The following is a 26,187-nucleotide window of genomic DNA, read 5'->3' as shown; positions in this document are numbered from 1 at the left end:
AAACTCAAAACTCAAAACTCAAAACTCAAAAACTCACCGTGTATACCTTTGTATCTTAACGCTTGATAGGTGCTGCCGCGTCACTAGCCACAATCAAATCGCACTTGCAGTAAGATTGATAAAGCTATGCCACGCATTGCTGCAGCGATCAATATTAGATAACCATGCTATACACGGTATATTTATTCTAGTTTATGTTTGCGCTTACACAGTAGCACCTTTAGAATTGCCGCATTCGGTTTATCGGTGTTTGCTATGCTTTTCTTACAGAATCAAGCTGCTGAGGCTTACTCTACATTTCGTTTAAAAACATCGTTGCAGCAAGTAATAGAAGTGCAAGATGTTAACGAACTCAATACGATTAACATCGATTCTGCCCCTATTATTTTAGGTGAGGGCAGCAATACCATTTTTCTAACTGAGCAATCACGTCCTATATTACGTTTTACTTCGTCTCAACGAACGATATTGAATGAGACGCTTGATACTGTAAATCTTCATGTAGAAGCTGGTCACAATTGGCATCAATTAGTTAGTTGGGCAGTAGACTCAAAGCTATGGGGTATAGAGAATCTGGCATTAATACCAGGATCTGTTGGTGCAGCACCTATCCAAAATATTGGTGCTTATGGTGTTGAGTTTGCGGATGTCTGTGATTATGTCGATTTTTACTCATGGGCTGACCAATCCGTACATCGACTCCCGGCAGATGAGTGTCTATTTGGTTATCGAGACAGTCTATTTAAACAAAGTTTAACTAGTAAGGGATTGGTCATTGCCGTAGGTATTACCCTACAGAAAAAACCGAAACGTGTTCTTAATTATACGGGTTTAGATACCTTATCTGATAGCGCGTCTTTACAAGAAATATATGCCCAAGTCATTGCTACAAGACAGAGTAAGCTTCCTGATTATACAAAGTTGGCTAATTGTGGCAGCTTTTTTAAGAATCCCATAATTTCTTTGCATGCTTATCATTTACTCCAGCAGCAATTTCCAAAAATCCCAGGTTATATTGTCTCCGAAAACGTCAAAGTGCCAGCAGCTTGGTTGATCGACCAATTAGGATTCAAAGGTTATCGTTTAAATGATGTCGGTTGTTATGAGCGTCAGCCGTTAGTTTTAGTTAACTATGGTAATGGGACTGCAGAGGCATTATTAGCGTTAGTAAATATGATAATCAGTAAAGTTAAAGATCGCTATGCTATTTTGCTTGAGCCTGAAGTTCGCATGTTAAATAAAGATGGCATGGCTTATGTCTAAAGCTAACCTACAAGTACAGCGGCAATTACTCAGCGTATTAGCTGATGGGAAATTTCATTCCGGTCAAGTACTTGCCAATCATTTTGGCATCAGTCGTACGGCAATTGCGAATTACATCGCAGAATTAGAGTTGGTCGGTCTAGACATATATAAAGTGAAAGGTAAAGGCTATGCTTTAACCAAACCCATTGTCTTGCTCGATGCGGCCATTATCCGCCAACTTCAACCTGCTCAAAGTGCGCCGGTGTTAGTCCAGCATATCACTGATTCTACTAACTTACAGTTGATGCAGGCCTTACAAAGTAATAAAGACCTTGCCAGCGCCAGTGTCATTGTGGCTGAAGCACAAACGGCAGGGCGTGGACGACGCGGGCGTAGCTGGTATTCACCTTTTGGCAGTAATTTATATTTTAGTTATTACTGGAAGCTTGAGCAGGGTATTCAAGCTGCTATGGGTTTAAGTATTGTTGCTGGTTGTGCCTTATGTCAGGTTTTACAACGTTATTATCAGATTTCGACCAAGATGAAATGGCCAAACGATATCTACATCGATAATCGAAAAGTGGCTGGAATTTTAGTTGAATTAGTGGGGCAGGCTGATGGCGCTTGCCATGTAGTAATAGGGATTGGTATTAACGTGCAATTACCACTACAAGCTTTGCAGCATATTGATCAACCCTATGCTGATCTGGCTACCGCGACTGATCATGGTATCAATCGCAATGAATTAGTCGTGCATTTACAAAGTGCCTTAACCCGTGCCTTAAAACAGTTCCAGCAAACAGGTTTTGCACCGTTTCAAGAATCTTTTAATCAGTTGAATTTATACGCTCAGCAAACAGTGACTTTATCAGGAAGTGCAAGCGCAACCGGTGTTTGCAAGGGAGTTGATAATCAGGGAGCGATTTTGTTAGAGCATGCGGGACAAATTGTCGCTTACTTTGGTGGTGAAGTTAGTTTAAGAGCGGCGACTTGATGTATTTACTGTTAGATATTGGTAACTCACGCACAAAAGCCGTAATTTATGAAAATGGTAAGTTTACGCTACTGTCTGATTTAAACCTGCAATCAATAGCACCTTATCGCTTCATTGCTGTATACGTTGCTTGCGTGGGTTTTGATGAACATGTTGAGCAGTTACAGCGTACACTGGGTTTAACGCATTTGCCTTGGTACAGATTAGTCAGCCAAACAGCTGCTTTTGGCGTGGTTAATCGTTATGCCATACCTGAGCGATTAGGGGTTGATCGTTGGTTAGCCATTTTAGGCGCTGATAGCTTGTTGCAGGCGAAAAATCTAATGATAGTCGATGCCGGTACGGCTTTAACTATTGATTGGTTAGATAAGTCACAGCAACACCAAGGCGGTTGGATTATCCCTGGTCTTCGCTTGCAACAAGAAGCGGTAATAAAAAATACGGCAAGAGTAGGCAGTACTCCAGATGATAGTCAGGAATTAATCTTAGGCGTTAATACACAAGATTGCGTTAAAAATGGTGCTCTTGCAGCATTATGTGGTGCTATTCGTGCTGGTTGGCAGTTAAAACCAACCGACGTTATCTTCCTCACGGGTGGTGATGCACCAAAGTTGGCTCAATATCTGTCTGACTTGCCGGTACAACTGGATCCTTTACTGATTTTTCGCGGCATAGCGCGATATATTGCAACTTAAACGCGGGATCGCACAACAATTAGCCGTTCAGCTAATAATTTATGCTTTTTTCTGTTTTTCTTGTTGCGCCATCCCCACCATTCTACTAGAATTCGCACCCACTGACGTAGTGCCGCTTTAGCTCAGTTGGTAGAGCAACTGACTTGTAATCAGTAGGTCATCCGTTCGACTCGGATAAGCGGCACCATTAGTGGAGGGGTTCCCGAGTGGCCAAAGGGATCAGACTGTAAATCTGCCGGCACTGCCTTCGAAGGTTCGAATCCTTCCCCCTCCACCATTCTTCGTCAGAAGAATAGCTACGAGTAGGCCGCGGGCATCGTATAATGGCTATTACCTCAGCCTTCCAAGCTGAAGATGCGGGTTCGATTCCCGCTGCCCGCTCCAGTTACAAGTTGCTGATATAGCTCAGGCGGTAGAGCGCATCCTTGGTAAGGATGAGGTCCCCAGTTCGATTCTGGGTATCAGCACCATCTTGCATGCCTCCCTCGTTCGCTTTACAATTAATTTTTTATTCCGCCGTTTTGTTTTAATAAGGGTTACTTATGGCTAAGGCTAAATTTGAACGCGTAAAACCGCACGTAAACGTAGGTACTATCGGCCACGTTGACCACGGTAAAACTACTCTGACAGCTGCTATCACTAACGTATTAGCAAAGACATACGGCGGTCAGGCATTTGCTTTCGATCAAATCGATAAAGCACCAGAAGAAAAAGCTCGTGGTATCACTATCAACACGTCACACGTTGAATACGATACCCCAACACGTCACTATGCACACGTAGACTGTCCAGGTCACGCTGACTATGTTAAAAACATGATCACTGGTGCGGCACAGATGGACGGTGCTATTCTGGTAGTAGCGGCGACTGACGGCCCAATGCCACAAACGCGTGAGCACATCCTGTTATCACGTCAGGTTGGTGTACCTTACATCATCGTGTTCATGAACAAGTGTGACATGGTAGATGACGAAGAGTTATTAGAATTAGTAGAAATGGAAGTGCGTGAGCTTCTTTCAGACTACGACTTCCCAGGTGATGACTTACCAGTAATCCGTGGTTCAGCCTTAAAAGGTCTGGAAGGCGATGCTGAGTGGGAAAAGAAAATCCTGGAATTAGGTGAAGCGTTAGATACGTATATCCCTGAGCCAGTACGTGCGATTGATAAGCCATTCATCATGCCAATCGAAGACGTATTCTCAATTGCTGGTCGTGGTACTGTAGTAACAGGCCGTGTAGAGCAAGGTATCATCAAAGTGGGTGAGACAGTAGAAATCGTTGGTATCAAAGACACTGTAGCGACTACTTGTACTGGTGTAGAAATGTTCCGTAAGCTGTTAGACGAAGGTCGTGCAGGCGAGAACATCGGTGCTTTATTACGTGGTACTAAGCGTGAAGACGTAGAACGTGGTCAAGTATTAGCGAAGCCAGGTTCAATCAAGCCACACACTAAGTTCGAAGGCGAAGTGTACGTATTGTCAAAAGAAGAAGGTGGTCGTCACACGCCATTCTTCAAAGGCTACCGTCCACAGTTCTACTTCCGTACAACAGACGTAACGGGTGCAGTAGAATTACCAGAAGGCGTAGAAATGGTTATGCCTGGCGACAACCTGAAGTTTGTTGTTGAATTGATTTGCCCAATCGCGATGGACGAAGGTTTACGCTTCGCTATCCGTGAAGGCGGCCGCACAGTAGGTGCTGGCGTAGTATCAAAAATCATTGCTTAATTAGCACTGATGTAAAGAAGGCCCTACGGGGCCTTTTTTGTCGCTAAAAAACCTGCTGAATTGCCAAGCTGCTGCATTGTAAGCTTGTTTTAGTCTGCTGAGACAGTATAATGAGCGGCTATTTAGCGACAGGTGATTTTCGTCGTTATGTTTTTGTAGGGGCATAGTTCCAATTGGTAGAACAGCGGTCTCCAAAACCGATGGTTGGGGGTTCGAATCCCTCTGCCCCTGCCACTATTTTCAAGCTCGGATATGCCGTCCGTGCTGTTATGTTTGTTATGAGAACAACATAAGTAAGCCTATTAAGTGAGTGAAGCATGAGTGCAACAAGCGAAACCCCAAAAAGCGGATTAGATCTGGTTAAATGGTTGTTAGTACTAGTGATCCTATCATTAGTCGTGGTTGGTAATTATCTTTACGAGTTATCTAGTCTGGAAAAGGCTATTGCCATTGTTGTATTAGTTGCCGCTGCGGGCTTTGTAGCTGCACAGACTTACAAAGGCAAAACTTTCCTTAATTTCGCCAAAGAGTCACGTACTGAAATCCGGAAAGTGGTTTGGCCAACTCGTCAAGAGACCATGCAGACCACTATTATTGTTCTTATTGCCACTGTTATTATGGGGCTTATTTTGTGGGGCCTCGATGCTATTTTATTACGCGTCGTCTCCTTCTTTACCGGACTAGGGGGTTAACTCATGGCAGGAAAAATGCGTTGGTATGTAGTGCAGGCCTTTTCAGGTTTCGAACAGCGAGTTGCTACCTCACTACGTGAACACATTAAAATTCATCAAATGGAAGAAAAGTTTGGTGAAGTATTAGTACCCACTGAAGAAGTTGTGGAAATGCGTGCCGGTCAAAAACGTAAATCTGAGCGCAAGTTTTTCCCTGGTTACGTATTAGTACAAATGGAAATGTGCGAAGAAGCTTGGCATTTAGTGAAAAGTGTGCCGCGCGTGCTGGGTTTTATCGGTGGTACTTCTGACCGTCCAGCACCTATTTCTGAAAAAGAAGCACTGACCATTTTGAATCGCTTACAAGACAATATTGATAAGCCGAAGCCGAAAACCTTGTTTGAAGCCGGTGAAGTGGTTCGTGTTACAGAAGGACCTTTCGCAGACTTTAACGGCGTAGTCGAAGAAGTTGACTATGAAAAAAGCCGCGTAAAAGTCTCGGTACTCATTTTTGGTCGTGCAACTCCGGTCGAGTTAGAATTCGGTCAAGTCGAAAAAGCTTGATTTACAGCTTGTAACGGGGCGCTGATTAAAATATAATCTGCGCCCTTTTTATCGTATGGGAAGCCGTTTGAGTAAGTGTCCTCGCATTTACGAGGCTAAGACCCAATCACAGAGGTGAAACATGGCAAAGAAAGTCACTGCACTCATTAAATTGCAGGTAAAAGCCGGTATGGCAAACCCGTCACCACCAGTTGGTCCGGCGTTAGGTCAACACGGTGTTAACATCATGGAATTCTGTAAAGGCTTCAACGCTCGTACAGAAAGTCTTGAAAAAGGCATGCCAATTCCTGTTGTTATTACAGTATATAGCGATCGTTCTTTCACGTTCGAAACTCGTACCCCACCAGCGTCTTTCTTATTATTGAAAGCAGCCGGTTTAAAAGGCGGTTCAGGTCGTCCTAATACCCAGAAAGTCGGTAAGATTACAGCTGCACAGGTTGATGAAATCGTTAAGATCAAACAACCTGATTTAACAGCTGCAGATCATGCTGCTGCGGTGCGTACCATTGAAGGTACTGCTCGTTCTATGGGCTTAGTGGTGGAGGGCTAATCGATGGCTAAATTAACAAAACGCGCTAAGTTAATCCGCTCTAAAGTAGATTCTACTCGCGAATATGACATCAACGAAGCAGTTGCTTTGTTAAAAGAATTATCTGCCGGCAAGTTCCTTGAGAGCGTTGACGTTGCAGTAAACCTAGGTATCGACGCTCGTAAGTCTGATCAAAACGTTCGTGGTGCAACAGTGTTGCCACACGGTACGGGTCGTACTGTTCGCGTTGCCGTATTTACACAAGGTGCTAACGCCGAAGCTGCTAAAGCCGCTGGTGCTGACATCGTAGGTATGGAAGACTTAGCTGAACAAGTTAAGAAAGGCGTAATGGATTTTGACGTTGTTATCGCGTCTCCAGATGCTATGCGTGTTGTCGGTATGTTAGGTCAAATTTTAGGCCCTCGTGGTTTAATGCCTAACCCGAAAACTGGCACAGTTACACCAAACGTAGCTGAAGCAGTTAAGAACGCCAAAGCGGGTCAAATCCGTTACCGTAATGATAAGAATGGTATTATCCATTCTACTATCGGTAAAATCGATTTTGACGCTGACAAGTTGAAAGAAAACTTAGAGTCGTTACTGGTTGCTCTGAAGCGTGCTAAGCCTTCAGTTGCTAAAGGTATCTACATCAAAAAAGTAACGCTTTCTTCTACTCACGGTGCCGGTTTAACATTAAACCAAGCATCTTTAAGCGCCACTGTCTAAGCGCTTTACACCAGGGCGTGGTTAATTTATAATCTCGCCCTCGTTTTTAGGGTAGAAGCCAGACTTCATTGAAGTACTGGCTTCCGTCCAAGACCGTAGGTGTCACAAGTTTCTTTTGAAAGGCGTGACTTAAAAAAAACAACCTACGCAGACGGTGTAGGCCCCAGAAAGAATTAAATTCGTTCTGGTCTCACCGTAAATCGCGCGTTGGCATATTGTCAACGTTGTGTAGGAAACCGGACATAAAGTCCGGATGAACCAGGAGTTAAGAGCCAATGGCTATAAAGCTTGATGACAAAAAAGCAATTGTTGCTGAAGTCCAGGAAGCTGCCAAAGGTGCTTTATCTGCGGTAGTCGCAGACGCTCGTGGTGTCACTGTAGGCAAGATCACTGCTCTGCGTAAGCAAGCACGTGAAGCTGGTGTTTGGGTCAAAGTGGTCCGTAACACCCTAGCTCGCCGCGCAGTAGATGGCACCGAATTTGAGTGTCTGAAAGAGGTATTCGTAGGCCCGACATTAGTTGCGTTTTCTAAAGAGCACCCAGGTGCTGCAGCGCGTATCTTCAAAGATTTCGCGAAAGAAAACAAAAACTTCGAGCTTAAAGGTGCAGCTTTCAACGGTACCACAGTGAACATCGACGTGTTAGCATCGTTACCAACATACGACGAAGCTATTGCACGCTTGATGAGCACCATGAAAGAGGCAGCTGCCGGCAAACTTGTACGTACAATTGCCGCGGTTCGCGACCAAAAACAAGAGCAAGCCGCGTAATTATACGTTTGGTTTTGTAGAGTTTAATTCGGGCCAAGGCCCATAATTTAGGAATCTGCGCAATGTCAGTGACTAAAGATCAAATCTTAGATGCAATCGCAGCAATGTCTGTAATGGAAGTTGTTGAATTAGTATCTGCAATGGAAGAAAAATTCGGTGTTTCTGCTGCTGCTGCAGTAGCTGTTGCAGCTGGTCCAGCTGCCGCTGTTGAAGAACAAACTGAATTCAACGTAGTATTGGCTGCTGTTGGCGCAAACAAAGTATCTGTTATCAAAGCAGTACGTGGCGCAACAGGTTTAGGCCTGAAAGAAGCGAAAGACTTGGTTGAAAGCGCTCCAGCTGCAATCAAAGAAGGCGTTTCTAAAGCAGAAGCAGAAGCTCTCAAGAAAGATCTTGAAGAAGCTGGTGCATCTGTTGAAATCAAATAATCTGGTTAATACCAGATTAGCTGCCTGAATTTCAGGCCGGGCTGGTGATGAATTAATCACCGGCCTTTTTGCGCTGTGGGACAATGATTTCCCCACCCCTGCTGTTACCAGGTCTGGTAACATAAGCCACCGATAAGGTGGTTGGGAAAAAAATCAGCAAGCTGAGGAACCCCATGACTTACTCTTATTCTGAGAAGAAACGTATCCGTAAGGACTTCGGCAAACGTCCGGAAGTATTGGATGTGCCATACCTGTTGTCGATTCAAATCGAATCATTCAGCAAATTTATCGAGCCAGATCCTGAAGGTGGATACGGTTTAGAAGCCGCTTTCCGCTCTGTTTTTCCAATCAAAAGCTATTCAGGCAGTGCGGAATTGCAGTATGTTAGCTACCGTATCGGGGAACCTGTTTTTGACGTTAAAGAATGTCAAATCCGTGGTGTAACCTATTCGGCACCTTTACGGGTTAAGCTGCGGATGGTGCTGTTTGACAAAGAAGCGCCAGGCACAATCAAAGATATCCGTGAACAAGAAGTCTATATGGGTGAAATCCCGTTGATGACCGAAAATGGTACCTTTGTTATTAATGGTACTGAGCGCGTTATCGTTTCTCAGTTACACCGTAGTCCAGGTGTGTTCTTCGACCACGACCGTGGTAAGACGCACTCGTCTGGTAAAGTCTTATATAATGCTCGCGTGATCCCATACCGTGGGTCATGGTTAGACTTTGAATTTGACGCTAAAGATAACTTGTTCGTGCGTATCGATCGTCGCCGTAAATTACCAGCGACTATCCTATTACGTGCACTTGAACTGAGCACAGAAGAAATTCTGGCTACTTTCTTTGAAAATACCCGTTTTGATATCAAAGACGGCAAAATTCTGATGGAAGTAGTAGCCAACCGTTTACGCGGTGAAACAGCTGCATTTGATATTAAAGATAACGATGGCGAAGTGATCGTAGAACATGGTCGTCGTATTACTGCCCGTCATGTGCGTCAGCTGGAAAAAACCGGTATGACCATGATGGAAGTACCACATGAATATGTGGTAGGTCGTGTCCTAGCGAAAAATTACGCTGACCGTTCAACCGGAGAGATTATTGCCGAGGCGAACGCAGAGCTCACATTAGAGCTGTTAGCAAAACTAGCAAAAGCAGGCTATGAAAGTTTTGAAACCTTATACATCAACGATTTGGATCAGGGTTCTTATGTCTCAGAAACTATCCGTATCGATCCTAGCAGCAACCGGATGGAAGCTCTGGTAGAAATTTACCGGATGATGCGTCCTGGTGAACCGCCAACGCGCGAAGCTGCAGATACTTTATTTGAAAATTTATTCTTCTCAGAAGATCGTTACGACTTATCAACAGTCGGTCGGATGAAATTCAACCGTCGTGTTGGTTTCGAAGATGGCACAGGTACCGGTGTACTGAGCAAAGAAGATATTTTAGCGGTAATGAAAGTCTTAATTGACATCCGTAACGGTAATGGCGAAGTTGATGACATCGACCACTTAGGTAACCGTCGGATCCGTTCTGTTGGCGAAATGGCGGAAAACCAATTCCGTGTTGGTTTAGTTCGTGTTGAGCGTGCTGTGAAAGAGCGTCTGTCTTTAGGCGATCTGGATGCGGTTATGCCACAAGACTTAATTAACGCTAAGCCTATTTCTGCTGCTGTAAAAGAGTTCTTTGGTTCAAGCCAACTTTCTCAATTTATGGATCAGAACAACCCATTGTCAGAAGTGACGCACAAACGTCGTATTTCTGCACTAGGCCCAGGCGGTCTTACACGTGAACGTGCTGGTTTCGAAGTTCGTGACGTACACCCAACGCACTATGGTCGGGTATGTCCAATCGAAACGCCAGAAGGTCCAAACATCGGTTTGATTAACTCGTTATCGATTTTTGCGCAAACTAACGAATATGGTTTCTTAGAAACCCCTTACCGTCGTATTGAAAACGGTATTGTGACTGATGAAGTCGATTTCTTATCTGCAATTGAAGAAGGTAACTTTGTTATCGCTCAGGCCAACGCTGAGTTAGATGCAGACAACCGTTTAGTTGATGCCTTAGTACCGTGTCGTTTTAAAAACGAATTCACGTTAATGGCCTCAGCTGAAGTGCAGTATATGGACGTGGCACCACAACAGATCGTGTCTGTTGCAGCAGCCTTAATTCCGTTCTTAGAACACGATGATGCTAACCGTGCATTGATGGGTTCGAACATGCAACGTCAAGCAGTACCTACCTTACGGGCTGATAAGCCGTTAGTAGGTACAGGTATTGAGCGCGTTGTAGCGAAAGACTCAGGTGTAACTGTGGTAGCAAAACGTGGTGGTGTTATCGATTACGTCGATGCCAGCCGTATTGTTATTAAGGTTAATGAAGATGAAATGGTTGCTGGCGAAGCCGGTATCGATATCTACAACTTAACCAAATACACCCGTTCTAACCAAAATACTTGTATTAACCAACGTCCATGTGTCAACCACGGTGAGCCAATTGAACGTGGTGATGTCTTGGCTGATGGTCCTTCTACTGATTTAGGCGAACTTGCATTAGGCCAAAACTTACGCGTGGCTTTCATGCCATGGAACGGTTACAACTTCGAAGATTCGATTTTGTTATCTGAGCGTTTAGTACAAGAAGATCGTTTAACCACTATCCATATCCAGGAATTAAGCTGTATTGCTCGTGATACTAAGCTTGGGCCTGAAGAAATCACGGGTGATATTCCTAACGTAGGCGAATCTGCGCTGTCTAAACTAGATGAAGCCGGTATTGTTTACATTGGCGCCGAAGTGAAAGGTGGTGACATTCTGGTGGGTAAAGTTACCCCGAAAGGTGAGAGCCAACTTACACCAGAAGAAAAACTACTTCGTGCTATTTTTGGTGAGAAAGCGTCTGACGTTAAAGATACGTCTTTACGTGTACCAAACTCAGTGACCGGTACGGTTATTGATGTCCAAGTCTTTACTCGTGACGGCGTTGAAAAAGATAAACGCGCTCGCGAAATCGAAGAGATGGAAGTCAAACAAGCGAAGAAAGATCTGAATGAAGAGTTCCGTATTCTTGAAGCAGGTATCTTCGACCGTGCACGTAACTTGTTAGAGCAAAGTGGTTTAGATCGCGCCAAGCTGAATACGTTGAAAGGTGATGCGTTATTTAATCAAAGCCTAAGTGACGAAGATAAGCAGAACGATCTTGAGCAATTAGCAACGCAATACGAAGAAATCCGCGTTGAGTACGACAAGAAGTTCGAAGCTAAGCGTCGCAAGATTGTTCAAGGTGATGATTTAGCACCAGGCGTACTGAAAATCGTTAAAGTTTACCTTGCGGTAAAACGTCGTATCCAGCCAGGTGATAAAATGGCCGGCCGTCACGGTAACAAGGGTGTAATCTCTACTATCGTGCCAGTTGAAGATATGCCATACGATGATAAAGGTCAGCCGGTTGATATCGTACTTAACCCATTGGGTGTACCTTCGCGGATGAACATCGGTCAGATCTTAGAAACGCACTTAGGCTTAGCCGCTCGTGGTATCGGTGACAAGATTGACGGGATGATCAAAGAACAGAAAGAAACGGCGGAAATCCGTGACTTCCTGAAAAAGGTTTATGCTTTAGGTGAATCACGTCAGAACGTTGATATTGAAAGCTTCACTGATGATGAAGTGCGTCGTTTGGCTCAGAACTTACGCAAAGGTCTGCCAGTCGCTACGCCAGTATTCGATGGTGCGAAAGAATCTGAAATCAAGCAATTGCTTGAGTTAGGTGACTTACCTGCCAGCGGTCAAATCGCGTTATATGATGGTCGTACCGGTAATACTTTCGAACGGAAGGTTACTGTCGGTTACATGTACATGCTGAAACTGAACCACTTGGTTGATGATAAGATGCACGCGCGTTCTACTGGCTCTTACAGCCTGGTTACTCAGCAGCCGCTGGGTGGTAAGGCACAGTTCGGTGGTCAGCGCTTCGGTGAGATGGAAGTATGGGCATTAGAAGCATATGGTGCGGCTTATACCCTACAAGAAATGCTTACCGTTAAGTCTGATGACGTCAACGGTCGTACCAAGATGTATAAAAACATCGTTGACGGCGACCACAGAATGGAACCTGGCATGCCAGAATCTTTCAACGTATTAATGAAAGAAATCCGTTCGCTCGGTATTAATATCGAATTGGAAGAGGAATAAACCGACCTTGTGTTGGGGGGCAGTCAGTAAGCTGCCCCATTCCGGTTTACCTCTTACAGGAGAGCAAAGGTGAAAGACTTATTAAAGTTTCTGAAACAACAAACTAAGACTGAAGAGTTTGATGTTATTCGTATCGGCTTATCTTCGCCAGACATGATCCGTTCATGGTCGTTTGGTGAAGTGAAAAAGCCCGAGACGATCAATTACCGTACCTTTAAACCAGAGCGTGACGGTTTATTCTGTGCACGTATCTTTGGCCCAGTAAAAGACTACGAGTGTTTGTGTGGTAAGTACAAACGTTTAAAGCACCGTGGCGTAATATGTGAAAAATGTGGCGTAGAAGTGACCTTAACAAAAGTACGTCGTGAGCGTATGGGTCATATCGAGTTGGCTAGCCCAACCGCGCACATTTGGTTTTTAAAGTCGCTGCCCAGCCGTATCGGTTTACTGTTAGATATGACCTTGCGTGATATCGAACGTGTATTATATTTCGAAAGCTATGTTGTTACCGAGCCGGGTATGACTTCTTTAGAGCGTCGTCAGATGTTAACTGAAGAAGAATATCTAGACGTGTTAGAAGAACATGGTGATGAGTTCGAAGCCAAGATGGGTGCAGAAGCGATTCTGGATATTCTGAAAGGTATTGAACTGCCAACTGAAATCAAACAAATGCGTGAAGAGTTACCTACGATTAACTCTGAAACCAAGCGTAAGAAGATCAGTAAGCGTCTTAAGTTAATGGAATCATTCCACACCTCTGGCAATAAGCCTGAGTGGATGATCATGACTGTTTTACCGGTATTACCGCCAGATTTACGTCCATTAGTTCCATTGGATGGTGGCCGTTTTGCCACGTCAGATCTTAACGATTTATACCGTCGTGTGATTAACCGTAACAACCGTTTGAAGCGTTTATTAGATTTGTCTGCACCAGACATTATCGTACGCAACGAAAAACGTATGTTACAAGAAGCGGTTGATGCGCTATTAGATAACGGTCGTCGTGGTCGTGCTATTACCGGTTCTAACAAGCGTCCATTAAAATCGTTAGCTGACATGATCAAAGGTAAGCAAGGTCGCTTCCGTCAGAACTTGTTAGGTAAGCGTGTTGACTATTCTGGTCGTTCGGTTATCACCGTAGGTCCTACACTGCGTTTACACCAGTGTGGTTTACCGAAGAAAATGGCTCTTGAGCTGTTCAAACCTTTTATTTACGGCAAGCTTGAAGCGCGTGGTTTAGCCACCACCATTAAAGCGGCTAAGAAAATGGTTGAGCGCGAAGAAGGCGCGGTATGGGATGTGTTAGACGAAGTCATTCGTGAACACCCTGTATTGTTAAACCGTGCACCAACACTGCACCGTTTAGGTATTCAAGCTTTCGAACCTGTGCTGATTGAAGGTAAAGCGATTCAACTGCACCCATTAGTGTGTGCGGCTTATAACGCCGACTTCGATGGTGACCAAATGGCGGTACACGTACCGTTAACTATCGAAGCGCAGTTAGAAGCGCGTGCGTTGATGATGTCAACGAATAACGTACTGTCACCCGCCAATGGTGAGCCAATCATTGTTCCTTCACAGGACGTTGTATTAGGTCTGTATTACATGACTCGCCAAGCGGTTAACGCGAAAGGCGAAGGCATGATGTTCAAGAGCGCGAAAGAAGCTGAAAAAGCCTTCCGTGCAGACTGTGCAAGCTTACATGCTAAAGTTAAAGTGCGTATCACTGAAGTTGAATTTGCTGAAGATGGTAGCCGTACTGAAACAACGGAAGTGAAAGATACAACAGTAGGTCGTGCAATTCTGTATTCAATCCTGCCGGAAGGTATGAGTTTTGAATCAGTTAACCAAGCCATGGGCAAGAAACAAATTTCTCGCTTATTGAATGGTGCTTATCGCCGTATCGGTTTGAAGAAAACCGTTATTTTGGCTGACCAAATCATGTATACCGGTTTCCATTATGCGATGTTATCAGGTGTTTCTGTTGGTATTGATGACATGGTCATCCCTGACTCGAAAACTAAGATCATCGATGATGCTGAAAATGAAGTAGCCGAAATTCAAGACCAGTTCCAGCAAGGTTTGGTAACAGCCGGTGAAAAATACAACAAAGTTATCGATATTTGGTCAAATGCCAACGAAAGCTTATCTAAAGCGATGATGGACAACCTCTCGAAAGAGAATGTGGTTGACCGTGATGGTAATACTGTTGAGCAACAATCATTTAACTCTGTTTATATGATGGCTGACTCAGGCGCTCGGGGTTCTCCGGCGCAGATCCGTCAGTTAGCCGCAATGCGTGGTCTGATGGCAAAACCAGATGGTTCAATCATCGAAACGCCCATTACCGCAAACTTCCGCGAAGGTCTGAGTGTATTACAGTACTTCATTTCAACGCACGGTGCGCGTAAAGGTCTTGCCGATACTGCATTGAAGACAGCTAACTCGGGTTACTTAACGCGTCGTTTAGTCGATGTAGCACAAGATTTAGTGGTGACTGAGCAAGACTGTGGTTCTGAGCAAGGTATTATCATGAAGCCGCTGATTGAAGGTGGTGACGTGGTTGAAGGTCTACGCGAGCGAGTACTGGGTCGTGTGGTTATCGGTGATATTTTATCGCCAACTACCGAAGAAGTTCTTGTCGCTGACGGCACCATGCTTGATGAACAGCTGTGTGACATTATTGAACAGAACTCGATTGATGAAGTACATGTGCGTTCAGTAATTACCTGTCAAACTGACTTTGGTGTGTGTGCTAAGTGTTATGGTCGCGACCTAGCACGTGGTCACTTAATCAATGCTGGTGAAGCTGTAGGTGTTATTGCTGCGCAATCAATCGGTGAGCCTGGTACACAGTTAACCATGCGTACATTCCACATCGGTGGTGCTGCATCGCGTTCTTCTGCTGAAAACAGCGTACAGGTTAAAAATGCCGGTATGCTTAAATTGCAGAATGCGAAGTTTGTACGTAACGCGGATAACAAGATTGTTATTACCTCTCGTTCAGCTGAAGTGACCGTATTTGATGACTTAGGCCGCGAGAAAGAGCGTTATAAACTGCCATACGGTTCGATCATGGCCACTGACGACAACGCGAAAATCGTTGCTGGTCAGGTTGTAGCGAACTGGGATCCACATTCACACCCAATCATTCTTGAGCGTGGCGCTAAGGTTTCTTTCAGTGATGTTGATGATACCAACACTGAAGTACAACAAGACGAGTTAACCGGTTTAACTCGAACGGTTGTTAAAGATTTAGCTAAAGCCAATGCGAAAGAGCCAAAACTGATCCTGGCAACAGATGATGGTGGTTTACAAGAGATCCGTTTACCTAGCTTTACAACTATCGAAGTTACCGACGGTGACACAGTAGTAACGGGTACCGTGTTAGCACGTATTCCGCAAGAAAGCTCGAAGACACGTGACATCACCGGTGGTCTACCTCGCGTAGCTGATTTATTTGAAGCACGTAAGCCGAAAGATCCAGCTATTTTGGCTGAAATCTCTGGTGTGATTAGCTTCGGTAAAGAAACTAAAGGCAAACGTCGCCTGATCATTACCCCTGAACAGGGTGATGCACATGAAGAAATGATTCAGAAGTGGCGCCAAGTCAATGTGTTCGAAGGTGAACGCATTGAGAAAGGTGAAGTTATTTCAGAAGGCCCTGAATCAGCTCACGATATCCTGCGTTTACGTGGTATTCACCAGGTTGCCAGCTATATCGTTAACGAAGTTCAGGATGTATATCGCTTACAGGGCGTTAAAATCAACGATAAGCACATTGAAACGATTATTCGTCAAATGTTGCGTAAGTGTATTATTACCCACCCTGGTGATAGCGAATTCTTGGAAGGTGAACAAGCAGAAGTGGCGCGCGTTAATATCGCAAACCGTGATCTGGAAGCCGCGGGCAAAATGCCAGCACAGTATGAACGTTCATTACTGGGTATCACCAAAGCGTCTCTGTCGACTGACTCGTTCATTTCTGCAGCGTCGTTCCAAGAAACAACCCGTGTTCTCACCGAAGCTGCTGTTGCAGGTAAGATTGATGAATTACGTGGTTTGAAAGAGAACGTTATTGTTGGCCGTTTGATCCCAGCCGGTACTGGTTTTGCTTATCACCAGAATCGCGCTCGTCAACGTGCTGGCAACAATGAAGTTGTTGAACCGACAAGAAGTGCAGAGTCTGCCGAACAGGCATTGACCGATGCATTAAACATGAACTTATCGGGCAACGACGAGTAAACAAGCAAGATGCCGTTTGCCGGTGATTAAAATGCCGGCAAATTGCATTGTAACTTGACAGGTCAAAGCTTGACCATTAGAATTCCGCGACCCTAATTTCGGGGGCGGAATTTTCACGTTTATTGGGTATTTATTAACCAGGAGTATTTAATGGCAACAATCAACCAGCTAGTGCGTAAGCCGCGCAGCCAGAAGGTAGCCAAGAGCACCGTTCCGGCGCTTGAAGCTTGCCCGCAGAAGCGTGGTGTTTGTACCCGTGTATACACCACTACACCTAAGAAGCCTAACTCAGCATTACGTAAAGTATGCCGTGTTCGTTTAACTAACGGATTCGAAGTGTCTTCTTATATTGGTGGTGAAGGCCACAACCTGCAGGAACACAGCGTAGTGCTGATCCGCGGTGGCCGGGTAAAAGACCTTCCAGGTGTGCGTTACCACACCGTACGTGGCACATTAGACTGTGCAGGCGTAAAAGATCGTAGACAAGGCCGTTCTAAATACGGCGCCAAGCGGCCTAAGAAATAACGGTACTCCGTTAGTAAGGCCAAACTAAACAACTTTTTTTCTTTAATGTATTAAAAGTTTTGGAATCACCTGAAGCAATCGGAGTTTCGAATGCCTAGAAGACGCGTCATAGGTCAACGTAAAATCCTTCCAGATCCTAAGTTCGGAAGTGAATTGTTGGCAAAGTTTGTAAACGTCGTAATGGTCGACGGTAAAAAATCTACAGCCGAATCAATTGTATACGGCGGACTTGAAATTGCAGCTGCAAAGTCTAAAAAAGAACACATCGATTTATTCGAAGTGGCTTTAGACAACATTCGTCCTACAGTCGAAGTTAAATCACGTCGTGTTGGTGGTTCTACCTACCAAGTGCCGTGTGAAGTTCGTCAAGTACGTCGTAACGCTTTAGCTATGCGTTGGTTAGTGGAAGCTGCCCGTAAACGTGGTGAAAAGTCTATGGCTCAGCGTCTTGCTGGTGAGATGCTTGATGCAATCGAAAATAAAGGTTCTGCGGTTAAGAAACGTGAAGACGTGCACCGTATGGCCGAAGCGAATAAAGCGTTCGCACACTTCCGCTGGTAAGAATTTCTTAACTAAGAGGAATGTAGAGTGGCACGTACAACTCCAATAGAACGTTACCGTAACATTGGTATCTGTGCTCACGTTGATGCCGGCAAAACTACGACATCTGAGCGGATCCTGTTTTATACAGGCCGCTCTCACAAAATTGGTGAAGTTCATGATGGCGCAGCCACTATGGATTGGATGGAGCAGGAGCAGGAACGCGGTATTACTATTACTTCTGCGGCTACCACGACCTTTTGGTCTGGTATGCAGCAGCAGTTTGATATGCACCGTATTAACTTGATTGATACCCCAGGTCACGTAGATTTCACTATCGAAGTAGAGCGTTCTTTGCGCGTACTAGATGGTGCCGTCGTCGTATTGTGCGGGTCATCAGGTGTGCAGCCTCAAACTGAAACAGTTTGGCGTCAAGCAAATAAGTACGAAGTTCCTAGAATGATCTTCGTGAATAAAATGGATCGTACCGGTGCGAACTTCCTGCGGGTTGTAAAGCAAGCGAACGACCGTTTAAATTCACGTTGCGTACCTATTCAGTTGCCAATCGGGGCAGAAGATAACTTCAGAGGCGTAGTTGATCTCGTCAAAATGAAGGCTATTAACTGGAACGAGGAAGATCAGGGTATGACCTTCACTTATGAAGAGATCCCAGCAGAAATGCTGGAAGAATGTCATGAGTGGCGCCAAAACCTGATGGAAGCAGCGGCTGATGCTAACGAATCCATGATGGAACGCTATCTTGAAGGTGAAGAATTCACTGAAGATGAGTTACGTCAAGCATTACGTGATTTAACGTTACGTAATGAAATAGTGCTAGTGCAAGTAGGTTCTGCCTTTAAGAATAAAGGCGTGCAGGCCATGTTGGATAACGTTATTTACTATCTGCCTTCACCGACAGAAGTAAAAGCAATCAACGGTATTCTGCCTGATGAAACTGAAGGATTTCGTAAATCGGCTGATTCGGAACCTTTTGCGGCGCTAGCATTCAAAATTGCTACAGACCCGTTTGTTGGTACTCTTACTTTTTTCCGTGTTTACTCGGGTATTGTTGAGTCAGGCTCAGCAGTATACAACTCAGTAAAAATGAAGAAAGAGCGTATTGGCCGCATCGTACAGATGCATGCTAACGCGCGCGAGGAAATCAAGGCTGTTTGCGCCGGCGATATTGCTGCTGCGATTGGTCTCAAAGATACGACAACGGGTGATACCTTATGTGATATGGATCATCCGATTATTTTGGAACGCATGGTGTTTCCTGAGCCGGTTATTTCTGTTGCTGTTGAGCCTAGAACACAGGCTGATCAGGAAAAGATGGGAATAGCGTTAAGCAAGCTGGCAGCAGAAGATCCGTCATTCCGAGTACATACTGACGAAGAAACCGCACAAACCATTATTTCTGGTATGGGTGAATTACACCTCGACATCATTGTTGATCGCATGCGTCGTGAATTTAAGGTCGAGGCCAATGTGGGTAAACCACAGGTGTCTTACCGTGAAACATTGCGTGGCAAAACAGAAGTTGAAGGTAAGTTTGTACGTCAGTCAGGCGGTCGTGGCCAATTTGGTCATTGCTGGTTGCGGATTGAGCCGTTACCTGAGGGTGAAGGTTATAAGTTCGAGAACGCAGTAATTGGCGGGGCGATTCCAAAAGAATTTATCCCTGCTATTGATAAGGGCGTTCAGGAACAAATGAAAAACGGTGTATTAGCGGGTTATCCGGTAATCGACGTGAAAGTTACTGTATTCGATGGTTCCTACCACGATGTTGACTCGAACGAAATGGCGTTCAAAATCGCTGCGTCTATGGGCTTCAAAAAAGGAGCTCTTCAGGCTAAGCCGGTTGTCCTCGAGCCTATTATGAAGGTTGAGGTAGTTACGCCAGATGACTTCATGGGTGATATCGTTGGTGATTTAAACCGTCGTCGCGGTATCATCAACGGTATGGAAGATGCGCCTGGCGGGATTAAGATAATCGACGCCAATGTACCGTTATCTGAAATGTTTGGCTATGCAACTAATATGCGTTCTTTGAGTCAGGGCCGTGCCTCTTACTCTATGGAACCGCTGAATTATCAGGAAGCACCAAGCAATGTTACTGAAGCAATTATTGCTTCTCGTAGAGCTTACGATTAACGATTAAACAGTCCCGATTTAACGGGTCTTAAATTTGACTAAGAAGGGTCTATAAATGGCTAAGGCTAAATTTGAACGCGTAAAACCGCACGTAAACGTAGGTACTATCGGCCACGTTGACCACGGTAAAACTACTCTGACAGCTGCTATCACTAACGTATTAGCAAAGACATACGGCGGTCAGGCATTTGCTTTCGATCAAATCGATAAAGCACCAGAAGAAAAAGCTCGTGGTATCACTATCAACACGTCACACGTTGAATACGATACCCCAACACGTCACTATGCACACGTAGACTGTCCAGGTCACGCTGACTATGTTAAAAACATGATCACTGGTGCGGCACAGATGGACGGTGCTATTCTGGTAGTAGCGGCGACTGACGGCCCAATGCCACAAACGCGTGAGCACATCCTGTTATCACGTCAGGTTGGTGTACCTTACATCATCGTGTTCATGAACAAGTGTGACATGGTAGATGACGAAGAGTTATTAGAATTAGTAGAAATGGAAGTGCGTGAGCTTCTTTCAGACTACGACTTCCCAGGTGATGACTTACCAGTAATCCGTGGTTCAGCCTTAAAAGGTCTGGAAGGCGATGCTGAGTGGGAAAAGAAAATCCTGGAATTAGGTGAAGCGTTAGATACGTATATCCCTGAGCCAGTACGTGCGATTGATAAGCCATTCATCATGCCAATCGAAGACGTATTCTCAATTGCTGGTCGTGGTACTGTAGTAACAGGCCGTGTAGAGCAAGGTATCATCAAAGTGGGTGAGACAGTAGAAATCGTTGGTATCAAAGACACTGTAGCGACTACTTGTACTGGTGTAGAAATGTTCCGTAAGCTGTTAGACGAAGGTCGTGCAGGCGAGAACATCGGTGCTTTATTACGTGGTACTAAGCGTGAAGACGTAGAACGTGGTCAAGTATTAGCGAAGCCAGGTTCAATCAAGCCACACACTAAGTTCGAAGGCGAAGTGTACGTATTGTCAAAAGAAGAAGGTGGTCGTCACACGCCATTCTTCAAAGGCTACCGTCCACAGTTCTACTTCCGTACAACAGACGTAACGGGTGCAGTAGAATTACCAGAAGGCGTAGAAATGGTTATGCCTGGCGACAACCTGAAGTTTGTTGTTGAACTGATTTGCCCAATCGCGATGGACGAAGGTTTACGCTTCGCTATCCGTGAAGGCGGCCGCACAGTAGGTGCTGGCGTAGTATCAAAAATCATTGCTTAATTAGCACTGATGTAAAGAAGGCCCTACGGGGCCTTTTTTTATGCTTAAAATATATGCAAAGGCAACAATTCAAACACTTGTTTGAAAATCTCGGCTGTGCGATGCTAGAGGACATTTGTTTAGTAATTAAGGTGATAGTATGAGTCAGTATCAAGCCCCTGTAGACGACATAAGTTTTAATCTGTTCGACGTTTGGCAATTAGACCAGTACTGGCAGCAGCAACCTCAATTACAAGAATTAATAGAAGCAGATACAGCAAAAGCCATCTTAGAAGAGGCCGCAAAAATTTGTGAGCAACAACTTGCTCCCTATAGTCAAATAGCAGATGCGGTAGGTGCACAACTCGCCGATGGTAAAGTCAGTTTGCCCGAGCATTATTACACAGCTTATCAAAGTTTATCCGAGGGTGGCTGGACTGGCCTCAGTGGTGATGCTGAATTTGGTGGAATGGGCATGCCAAAATCGCTTTCTATGATGGTTGATGAAATGCTTTGTAGTGCGGATATCGCTTTTTCGTTATATCCAGGTTTAACCGCCGGCGCCTGTGTTACCCTGTTACAGCATGCCGATGAGCAAATGAAAGCCTGTTACTTACCAAAATTATACAGCGGTGAATGGTCTGGCACGATGTGTTTGACCGAGGCTCATGCGGGTTCAGACCTAGGCATTATGCGTACAACTGCAAAACCCGATACAGATGGCAGTTACTTAATTTCGGGTAGCAAAATTTTTATCACTGCTGGTGAGCATGATCTGACATCAAATATCGTTCATTTAGTGTTAGCTAAGTTGCCAGATGCACCTGCTGGAAGTCGAGGCATTTCTTTATTTCTAGTACCAAAATTTATTGTGACAGAAAACGGTGACTTAGCAGAGCGTAATGCCGTCAATGTTGGCTCTATCGAACATAAGATGGGTATTAATGGTTCGTCTACTTGTGTGCTTAACTTTGATGGTGCGCGCGGTTATTTAATCGGTGAGCCGCATCGTGGTCTAGCGTGTATGTTTACCATGATGAATTACGAGCGTTTGTCGATGGGCAGCCAAGGGCTCGGAGCTGCCGAGCGGGCATATCAAAATGCGTTAGCTTATGCCAAAGATCGCTTACAAGGAAGAACCGGTAAAACGGATCCTAATAAAGCGGATGCCATTTTGGGTCATGCTGATGTTAGGCGAATGCTACTTAACATTAAAGCAATGAATGAGGCCGGTCGCACTTTCGCTACTTGGGTGGCAAATTTGCTGGATCGTGCAAAATACGACGGTTGTGCCCAATCAGCACAGCGAGCTAATTTACTGACACCGATCACCAAAGCCTTTATGACCGATCGAGGGTTAGATGCATGTATTACGGCCCAGCAAGTATTCGGTGGTCATGGTTATGTAAAAGAGTGGGGAATGGAGCAGTTAGTGCGTGATGTACGAATTGCCCAGATCTATGAAGGAACCAATGGTATTCAAGCGGCTGACTTCATGTTGCGAAAAGTCGCATCAGATCAAGCTGCCGTGTTACTTGCCTTATTAAATGATATTCAACTCGAGCTAAAAGCGCATCCTACGTCGATAAGTGTTGTTGTCGAAAAGCGCATAACGCAATTAATTGACGTCAGTCATTCATTATTGGCGCAAGAACAAAACGTGCTCAGTATGAATGCTTGTGATTACTTAGATGCAGTGGGCTATGTACTCTATGCTTATATGTGGCAAAGAAATCTCATGGCGTTAAACCCTGCTAAACACAGTGCTGATTTCGTGGCGGCTAAAACTCAAACAGCCATGTGGTATACACAAAAAGTGTTGCCAAAGGTTGATGGTTTATTTAGCAGTTTGCAAAGCGATGGGTCAGCGATGTTTGCGCTTACTGAAGATCAATTTTAACGCATAGCTTGCTATTAAGCCTCAAGGTAGACGTTGCAACAAAGTACAATTAGCGTCTGCTTTGAGGTTGGCTGTTGGAATAATAAACAGCACTTGCATTATCAATTGTTCTGTATATAATATGCGGCCAGTCGATTCATATCTGGCTGATACAAGCTACATTGCAACCTCTAAAGTGAGTATGCGTAGTTTGTACTATAAGCCCCCGATTGGGGGGCAACTGGTAACTTGGTGCATAAGCAAACCCTTTATGGGTATTTGTTTATGTTTATTTTTGCTCTTTTTGCTCTTTGAGGCTTTGATACATGAGTAATCAAAGGATTCGCATCCGTCTGAAAGCGTTCGATCACCGTTTGATCGATCAGTCAACTATGGAAATCGTTGACACAGCAAAACGTACCGGCGCACAGGTTCGTGGTCCAATTCCACTACCAACTCGTCAGGAACGTTTCACTGTTCTGATTTCTCCTCACGTCAATAAAGATGCGCGTGACCAGTACGAAATCCGTACGCACAAGCGTTTAATCGACATCGTGGAACCAACTGAAAAAACAGTTGATGCGCTGATGCGTTTAGATCTGCCTGCTGGCGTTGACGTTCAAATCAGCCTGGGCTAATCAGACAGGTTTTTAGAGAGGTTTAGGAAATGGCTATCGGTCTAATCGGTCGTAAAGTGGGCATGACACGCATCTTCACTGAAGATGGTGTATCTATCCCAGTAACCGTAATCGAAGCAACACCAAACCGCGTTACTGCTGTTAAAACGCAAGACGTTGAAGGCTATAGCGCGTTGCAAGTGACTACTGGTACTGTTAAGGCAAGCCGCCTGAGCAAGCCAGAAGCAGGTCATTTTGCAAAAGTGGGTGTAGAAGCGGGTCGTGGTCTGTGGGAATTCCGCCTACAAGACAACGAAGGCGCCGACATCACTGTTGGTAGCGAGATTACTGTTGATATTTTCGCAGATACAAAGAAAGTTGATGTCGCTGGCACATCAAAAGGTAAGGGTTTCCAAGGTGCTGTTAAGCGCTGGAATTTCCGTACTCAGGATGCTACTCACGGTAACTCTTTATCACACCGTGCACCGGGTTCAATTGGTCAAAACCAATCACCAGGTAAAGTATTCAAAGGTAAGAAAATGGCTGGCCACATGGGCGCTGAACGGGTAACTGTACAGTCTCTTGAAGTGGTTCGTGTTGATGCGGAACGTAACATTCTGTTAGTAAAAGGCGCAGTGCCTGGTGCTATCGGCGGTGACGTTATCGTTAAACCAGCTGTTAAAAGCTAACGTCTAGGAGATAAGTGATGGAATTAGCATTACGAGACGCTCAAGGCGCTCTTGAAGTTTCCGAAGCTACCTTTGGACGTGAGTTTAACGAAGCTCTGGTACATCAGGTAGTAGTTGCTTTTGCAGCTGGTGCCCGTCAGGGTACTCGTGCTCAATTGACACGTTCAGAAGTACGTGGTGGCGGCAAGAAGCCATGGCGTCAAAAAGGTACTGGCCGCGCGCGTGCTGGTACAATCCGCAGTCCAATTTGGCGTGGCGGTGGTGTGACTTTTGCGGCTAAGCCACAAGATCACAGCCAAAAAGTTAACCGTAAAATGTATCGCGGTGCAATTCAAAGCATTCTGTCTGAATTAGTTCGTCAGGAGCGCTTAATTGTTGTTGAGAGTTTTGGCGTTGATTCACCAAAGACAAAAGACTTGACTGCAAAGCTGAAAGCGATGGATTTAAAAGACGTTCTGATCGTAACTAACGAAGTAGACGAGAACTTGTTCTTATCTGCACGCAACTTATACAAAGTTGACGTTCGTGACGTACACGGTATCGACCCGGTCAGCTTAATCGCATTCGACAAAGTGTTAATGACTGCTGCTGCAGTTAAACAACTTGAGGAGCTTTTAGCATGATCCGCGAAGAACGTTTACTAAAAGTGATTCTGGCTCCGCACGTTTCTGAAAAGAGTACTACTGCGGCAGAAAAACACAACACTATCGTTTTTAAAGTAGCCACTACTTCTACAAAAGCTGATATTAAAGCTGCTGTAGAAAAACTGTTTGAAACAGAAGTAGTAGGTGTTCGTACTGTTAACGTTAAGGGTAAGGCCAAGCGCACTGGTGCGCGTATGGGCAAACGTAGCGATTGGAAAAAAGCTTACGTTACTCTTAAAGAAGGCAGCGAAATCGATTTTGTTGGCGGCGCTGAGTAAGAAGAGGAGTTAGGAAATGGCACTTGTAAAGTGTAAACCTACGTCACCAGGTCGTCGCCACGTTTTAAAAGTGGTTAACCCTGACCTGCACAAAGGCAAGCCTTACGCGCCTTTGTTAGAGAAGAAAGTTAAGACGGGTGGTCGTAACAGCAACGGTCGTATCACTACTCGCCATATCGGTGGTGGTCATAAGCAACACTATCGTGTTGTTGATTTTAAACGCATGAAAGACGGTATTCCGGGCAAAGTAGAGCGTTTAGAATACGATCCAAACCGTACTGCAAACATCGCATTAGTGTTGTATGCAGACGGCGAACGTCGTTACATTCTTGCCCCTAAAGGCATGAAAGCCGGTGACGCAGTTATCTCTGGTGTTGATGCACCAATCAAAGCAGGTAACACGCTGCCACTGCGCAACATCCCAGTTGGTCAAGTAGTACACAACATCGAAATGAAACCAGGTAAAGGCGGTCAGCTGGCTCGTTCAGCAGGCGCATTCGTTCAGATCCTGGCTCGTGATGGTGAGTATGTTACCCTGCGTCTGCGTAGCGGCGAAGTACGTAAAGTATTAGCAGATTGTCGCGCAACTATCGGTGAGATCGGTAATGCTGAGCACATGTTACGTCAATACGGTAAAGCTGGTGCAATGCGCTGGCGCGGCGTCCGCCCAACCGTACGTGGTGTAGTAATGAACCCAGTCGATCACCCACACGGTGGTGGTGAAGGTAAAACCTCAGGTGGTCGTCATCCAGTGACTCCATGGGGCGTACCGACTAAAGGTTACAAGACTCGTTCAAACAAGCGTACTGATAAACTTATCGTACGTCGTCGTGATAAATAATTTGTGAG

Annotated in this window: 22 protein-coding genes and 5 tRNA genes; all 27 read left to right on the top strand. The window is 45.0% G+C overall.

Annotated features, from left to right (window positions below; genetic code table 11):
* Positions 1 to 255 precede the first annotated feature (255 nt).
* The 27 genes from murB (at position 256) to rplB (ending at position 26,179) form a co-directional block, all read left to right on the top strand.
* Positions 256 to 1,263: a UDP-N-acetylmuramate dehydrogenase gene (gene murB / locus ACUJFK_RS18015; RefSeq protein WP_445425693.1), complete on the top strand. Its 1,008-nt coding sequence runs from the start codon at positions 256 to 258 to the stop codon at positions 1,261 to 1,263.
* On the top strand, positions 1,256 to 2,239 hold the full coding sequence (birA, locus tag ACUJFK_RS18010) for a bifunctional biotin--[acetyl-CoA-carboxylase] ligase/biotin operon repressor BirA (protein ID WP_445425692.1): 984 nt from the start codon (positions 1,256 to 1,258) through the stop codon (positions 2,237 to 2,239). Before murB ends, birA begins: the two co-directional genes overlap by 8 nt.
* Complete coding sequence (locus tag ACUJFK_RS18005; RefSeq protein WP_445425691.1) at positions 2,239 to 2,934, top strand: type III pantothenate kinase; 696 nt, start codon at positions 2,239 to 2,241, stop codon at positions 2,932 to 2,934. Before birA ends, ACUJFK_RS18005 begins: the two co-directional genes overlap by 1 nt.
* 111 nt (positions 2,935 to 3,045) lie before the next feature.
* Positions 3,046 to 3,121 (top strand) — tRNA-Thr (locus tag ACUJFK_RS18000).
* 5 nt (positions 3,122 to 3,126) lie between these two features.
* Positions 3,127 to 3,211 (top strand) — tRNA-Tyr (locus tag ACUJFK_RS17995).
* Between the two features lie 32 nt (positions 3,212 to 3,243).
* Positions 3,244 to 3,318: transfer RNA gene (locus ACUJFK_RS17990), tRNA-Gly, on the top strand.
* Between the two features lie 10 nt (positions 3,319 to 3,328).
* Positions 3,329 to 3,404 (top strand) — tRNA-Thr (locus tag ACUJFK_RS17985).
* Between the two features lie 72 nt (positions 3,405 to 3,476).
* A complete protein-coding gene (gene tuf, locus ACUJFK_RS17980; protein WP_097113087.1) occupies positions 3,477 to 4,661 on the top strand; it encodes an elongation factor Tu in 1,185 nt (394 codons plus the stop codon).
* A gap of 157 nt (positions 4,662 to 4,818) precedes the next feature.
* A tRNA-Trp gene (locus ACUJFK_RS17975) sits at positions 4,819 to 4,895 on the top strand.
* 83 nt (positions 4,896 to 4,978) lie between these two features.
* The gene (gene secE / locus ACUJFK_RS17970; RefSeq protein WP_226752343.1) at positions 4,979 to 5,353 is read left to right on the top strand and encodes a preprotein translocase subunit SecE; all 375 of its coding nucleotides are present in this window, start codon (positions 4,979 to 4,981) and stop codon (positions 5,351 to 5,353) included.
* A gap of 3 nt (positions 5,354 to 5,356) precedes the next feature.
* Positions 5,357 to 5,896 (top strand): transcription termination/antitermination protein NusG, encoded by a 540-nt coding sequence (nusG, locus tag ACUJFK_RS17965; protein WP_226752342.1) that lies wholly within the window; start codon positions 5,357 to 5,359, stop codon positions 5,894 to 5,896.
* Between the two features lie 121 nt (positions 5,897 to 6,017).
* The gene (rplK, locus tag ACUJFK_RS17960; protein ID WP_027672427.1) at positions 6,018 to 6,446 is read left to right on the top strand and encodes a 50S ribosomal protein L11; all 429 of its coding nucleotides are present in this window, start codon (positions 6,018 to 6,020) and stop codon (positions 6,444 to 6,446) included.
* Between the two features lie 3 nt (positions 6,447 to 6,449).
* A complete protein-coding gene (rplA, locus tag ACUJFK_RS17955; RefSeq protein ID WP_445425690.1) occupies positions 6,450 to 7,151 on the top strand; it encodes a 50S ribosomal protein L1 in 702 nt (233 codons plus the stop codon).
* A gap of 275 nt (positions 7,152 to 7,426) precedes the next feature.
* The gene (gene rplJ / locus ACUJFK_RS17950) at positions 7,427 to 7,921 is read left to right on the top strand and encodes a 50S ribosomal protein L10 (protein WP_229588337.1); all 495 of its coding nucleotides are present in this window, start codon (positions 7,427 to 7,429) and stop codon (positions 7,919 to 7,921) included.
* A 62-nt stretch (positions 7,922 to 7,983) separates the two neighbouring features.
* On the top strand, positions 7,984 to 8,349 hold the full coding sequence (gene rplL, locus ACUJFK_RS17945; protein ID WP_226752339.1) for a 50S ribosomal protein L7/L12: 366 nt from the start codon (positions 7,984 to 7,986) through the stop codon (positions 8,347 to 8,349).
* Positions 8,350 to 8,522: 173 nt separating this feature from the next.
* Positions 8,523 to 12,548 (top strand): DNA-directed RNA polymerase subunit beta, encoded by a 4,026-nt coding sequence (gene rpoB / locus ACUJFK_RS17940; protein WP_226752338.1) that lies wholly within the window; start codon positions 8,523 to 8,525, stop codon positions 12,546 to 12,548.
* A 69-nt stretch (positions 12,549 to 12,617) separates the two neighbouring features.
* The gene (gene rpoC / locus ACUJFK_RS17935; RefSeq protein ID WP_226752337.1) at positions 12,618 to 16,793 is read left to right on the top strand and encodes a DNA-directed RNA polymerase subunit beta'; all 4,176 of its coding nucleotides are present in this window, start codon (positions 12,618 to 12,620) and stop codon (positions 16,791 to 16,793) included.
* Between the two features lie 150 nt (positions 16,794 to 16,943).
* Positions 16,944 to 17,318, top strand: coding sequence for a 30S ribosomal protein S12 (rpsL, locus tag ACUJFK_RS17930; protein WP_226752336.1), 375 nt, complete (start codon positions 16,944 to 16,946; stop codon positions 17,316 to 17,318).
* Positions 17,319 to 17,408: 90 nt separating this feature from the next.
* Positions 17,409 to 17,879, top strand: a complete 471-nt coding sequence (gene rpsG, locus ACUJFK_RS17925) for a 30S ribosomal protein S7 (RefSeq protein ID WP_226752335.1) — start codon at positions 17,409 to 17,411, stop codon at positions 17,877 to 17,879.
* A gap of 27 nt (positions 17,880 to 17,906) precedes the next feature.
* Positions 17,907 to 20,012 (top strand): elongation factor G, encoded by a 2,106-nt coding sequence (gene fusA / locus ACUJFK_RS17920; RefSeq protein ID WP_226752334.1) that lies wholly within the window; start codon positions 17,907 to 17,909, stop codon positions 20,010 to 20,012.
* Between the two features lie 55 nt (positions 20,013 to 20,067).
* Positions 20,068 to 21,252 carry an elongation factor Tu gene (gene tuf / locus ACUJFK_RS17915; protein WP_097113087.1) on the top strand — a complete coding sequence of 395 codons (1,185 nt, stop codon included), beginning with the start codon at positions 20,068 to 20,070 and terminating at the stop codon, positions 21,250 to 21,252.
* Positions 21,253 to 21,391: 139 nt separating this feature from the next.
* Positions 21,392 to 23,131, top strand: a complete 1,740-nt coding sequence (locus tag ACUJFK_RS17910) for an acyl-CoA dehydrogenase family protein (protein ID WP_445425689.1) — start codon at positions 21,392 to 21,394, stop codon at positions 23,129 to 23,131.
* Positions 23,132 to 23,436: 305 nt separating this feature from the next.
* Complete coding sequence (gene rpsJ / locus ACUJFK_RS17905; protein WP_008899121.1) at positions 23,437 to 23,748, top strand: 30S ribosomal protein S10; 312 nt, start codon at positions 23,437 to 23,439, stop codon at positions 23,746 to 23,748.
* Positions 23,749 to 23,777: 29 nt separating this feature from the next.
* Positions 23,778 to 24,416, top strand: a complete 639-nt coding sequence (gene rplC, locus ACUJFK_RS17900; protein WP_226752332.1) for a 50S ribosomal protein L3 — start codon at positions 23,778 to 23,780, stop codon at positions 24,414 to 24,416.
* 17 nt (positions 24,417 to 24,433) lie between these two features.
* Entirely contained in the window at positions 24,434 to 25,039 is a 606-nt protein-coding gene (gene rplD, locus ACUJFK_RS17895; protein WP_226752331.1) for a 50S ribosomal protein L4, read from the top strand.
* On the top strand, positions 25,036 to 25,338 hold the full coding sequence (gene rplW, locus ACUJFK_RS17890) for a 50S ribosomal protein L23 (protein WP_226752330.1): 303 nt from the start codon (positions 25,036 to 25,038) through the stop codon (positions 25,336 to 25,338). Before rplD ends, rplW begins: the two co-directional genes overlap by 4 nt.
* Positions 25,339 to 25,354: 16 nt before the next feature.
* Entirely contained in the window at positions 25,355 to 26,179 is an 825-nt protein-coding gene (rplB, locus tag ACUJFK_RS17885) for a 50S ribosomal protein L2 (protein ID WP_445425688.1), read from the top strand.
* Positions 26,180 to 26,187 lie beyond the last annotated feature (8 nt).

This window comes from Alishewanella sp. HL-SH06 (assembly GCF_052656265.1).
The sequence above is the reverse complement of the archived record's forward strand: the minus strand, read 5'-3'. Positions and strand labels throughout refer to the sequence as shown.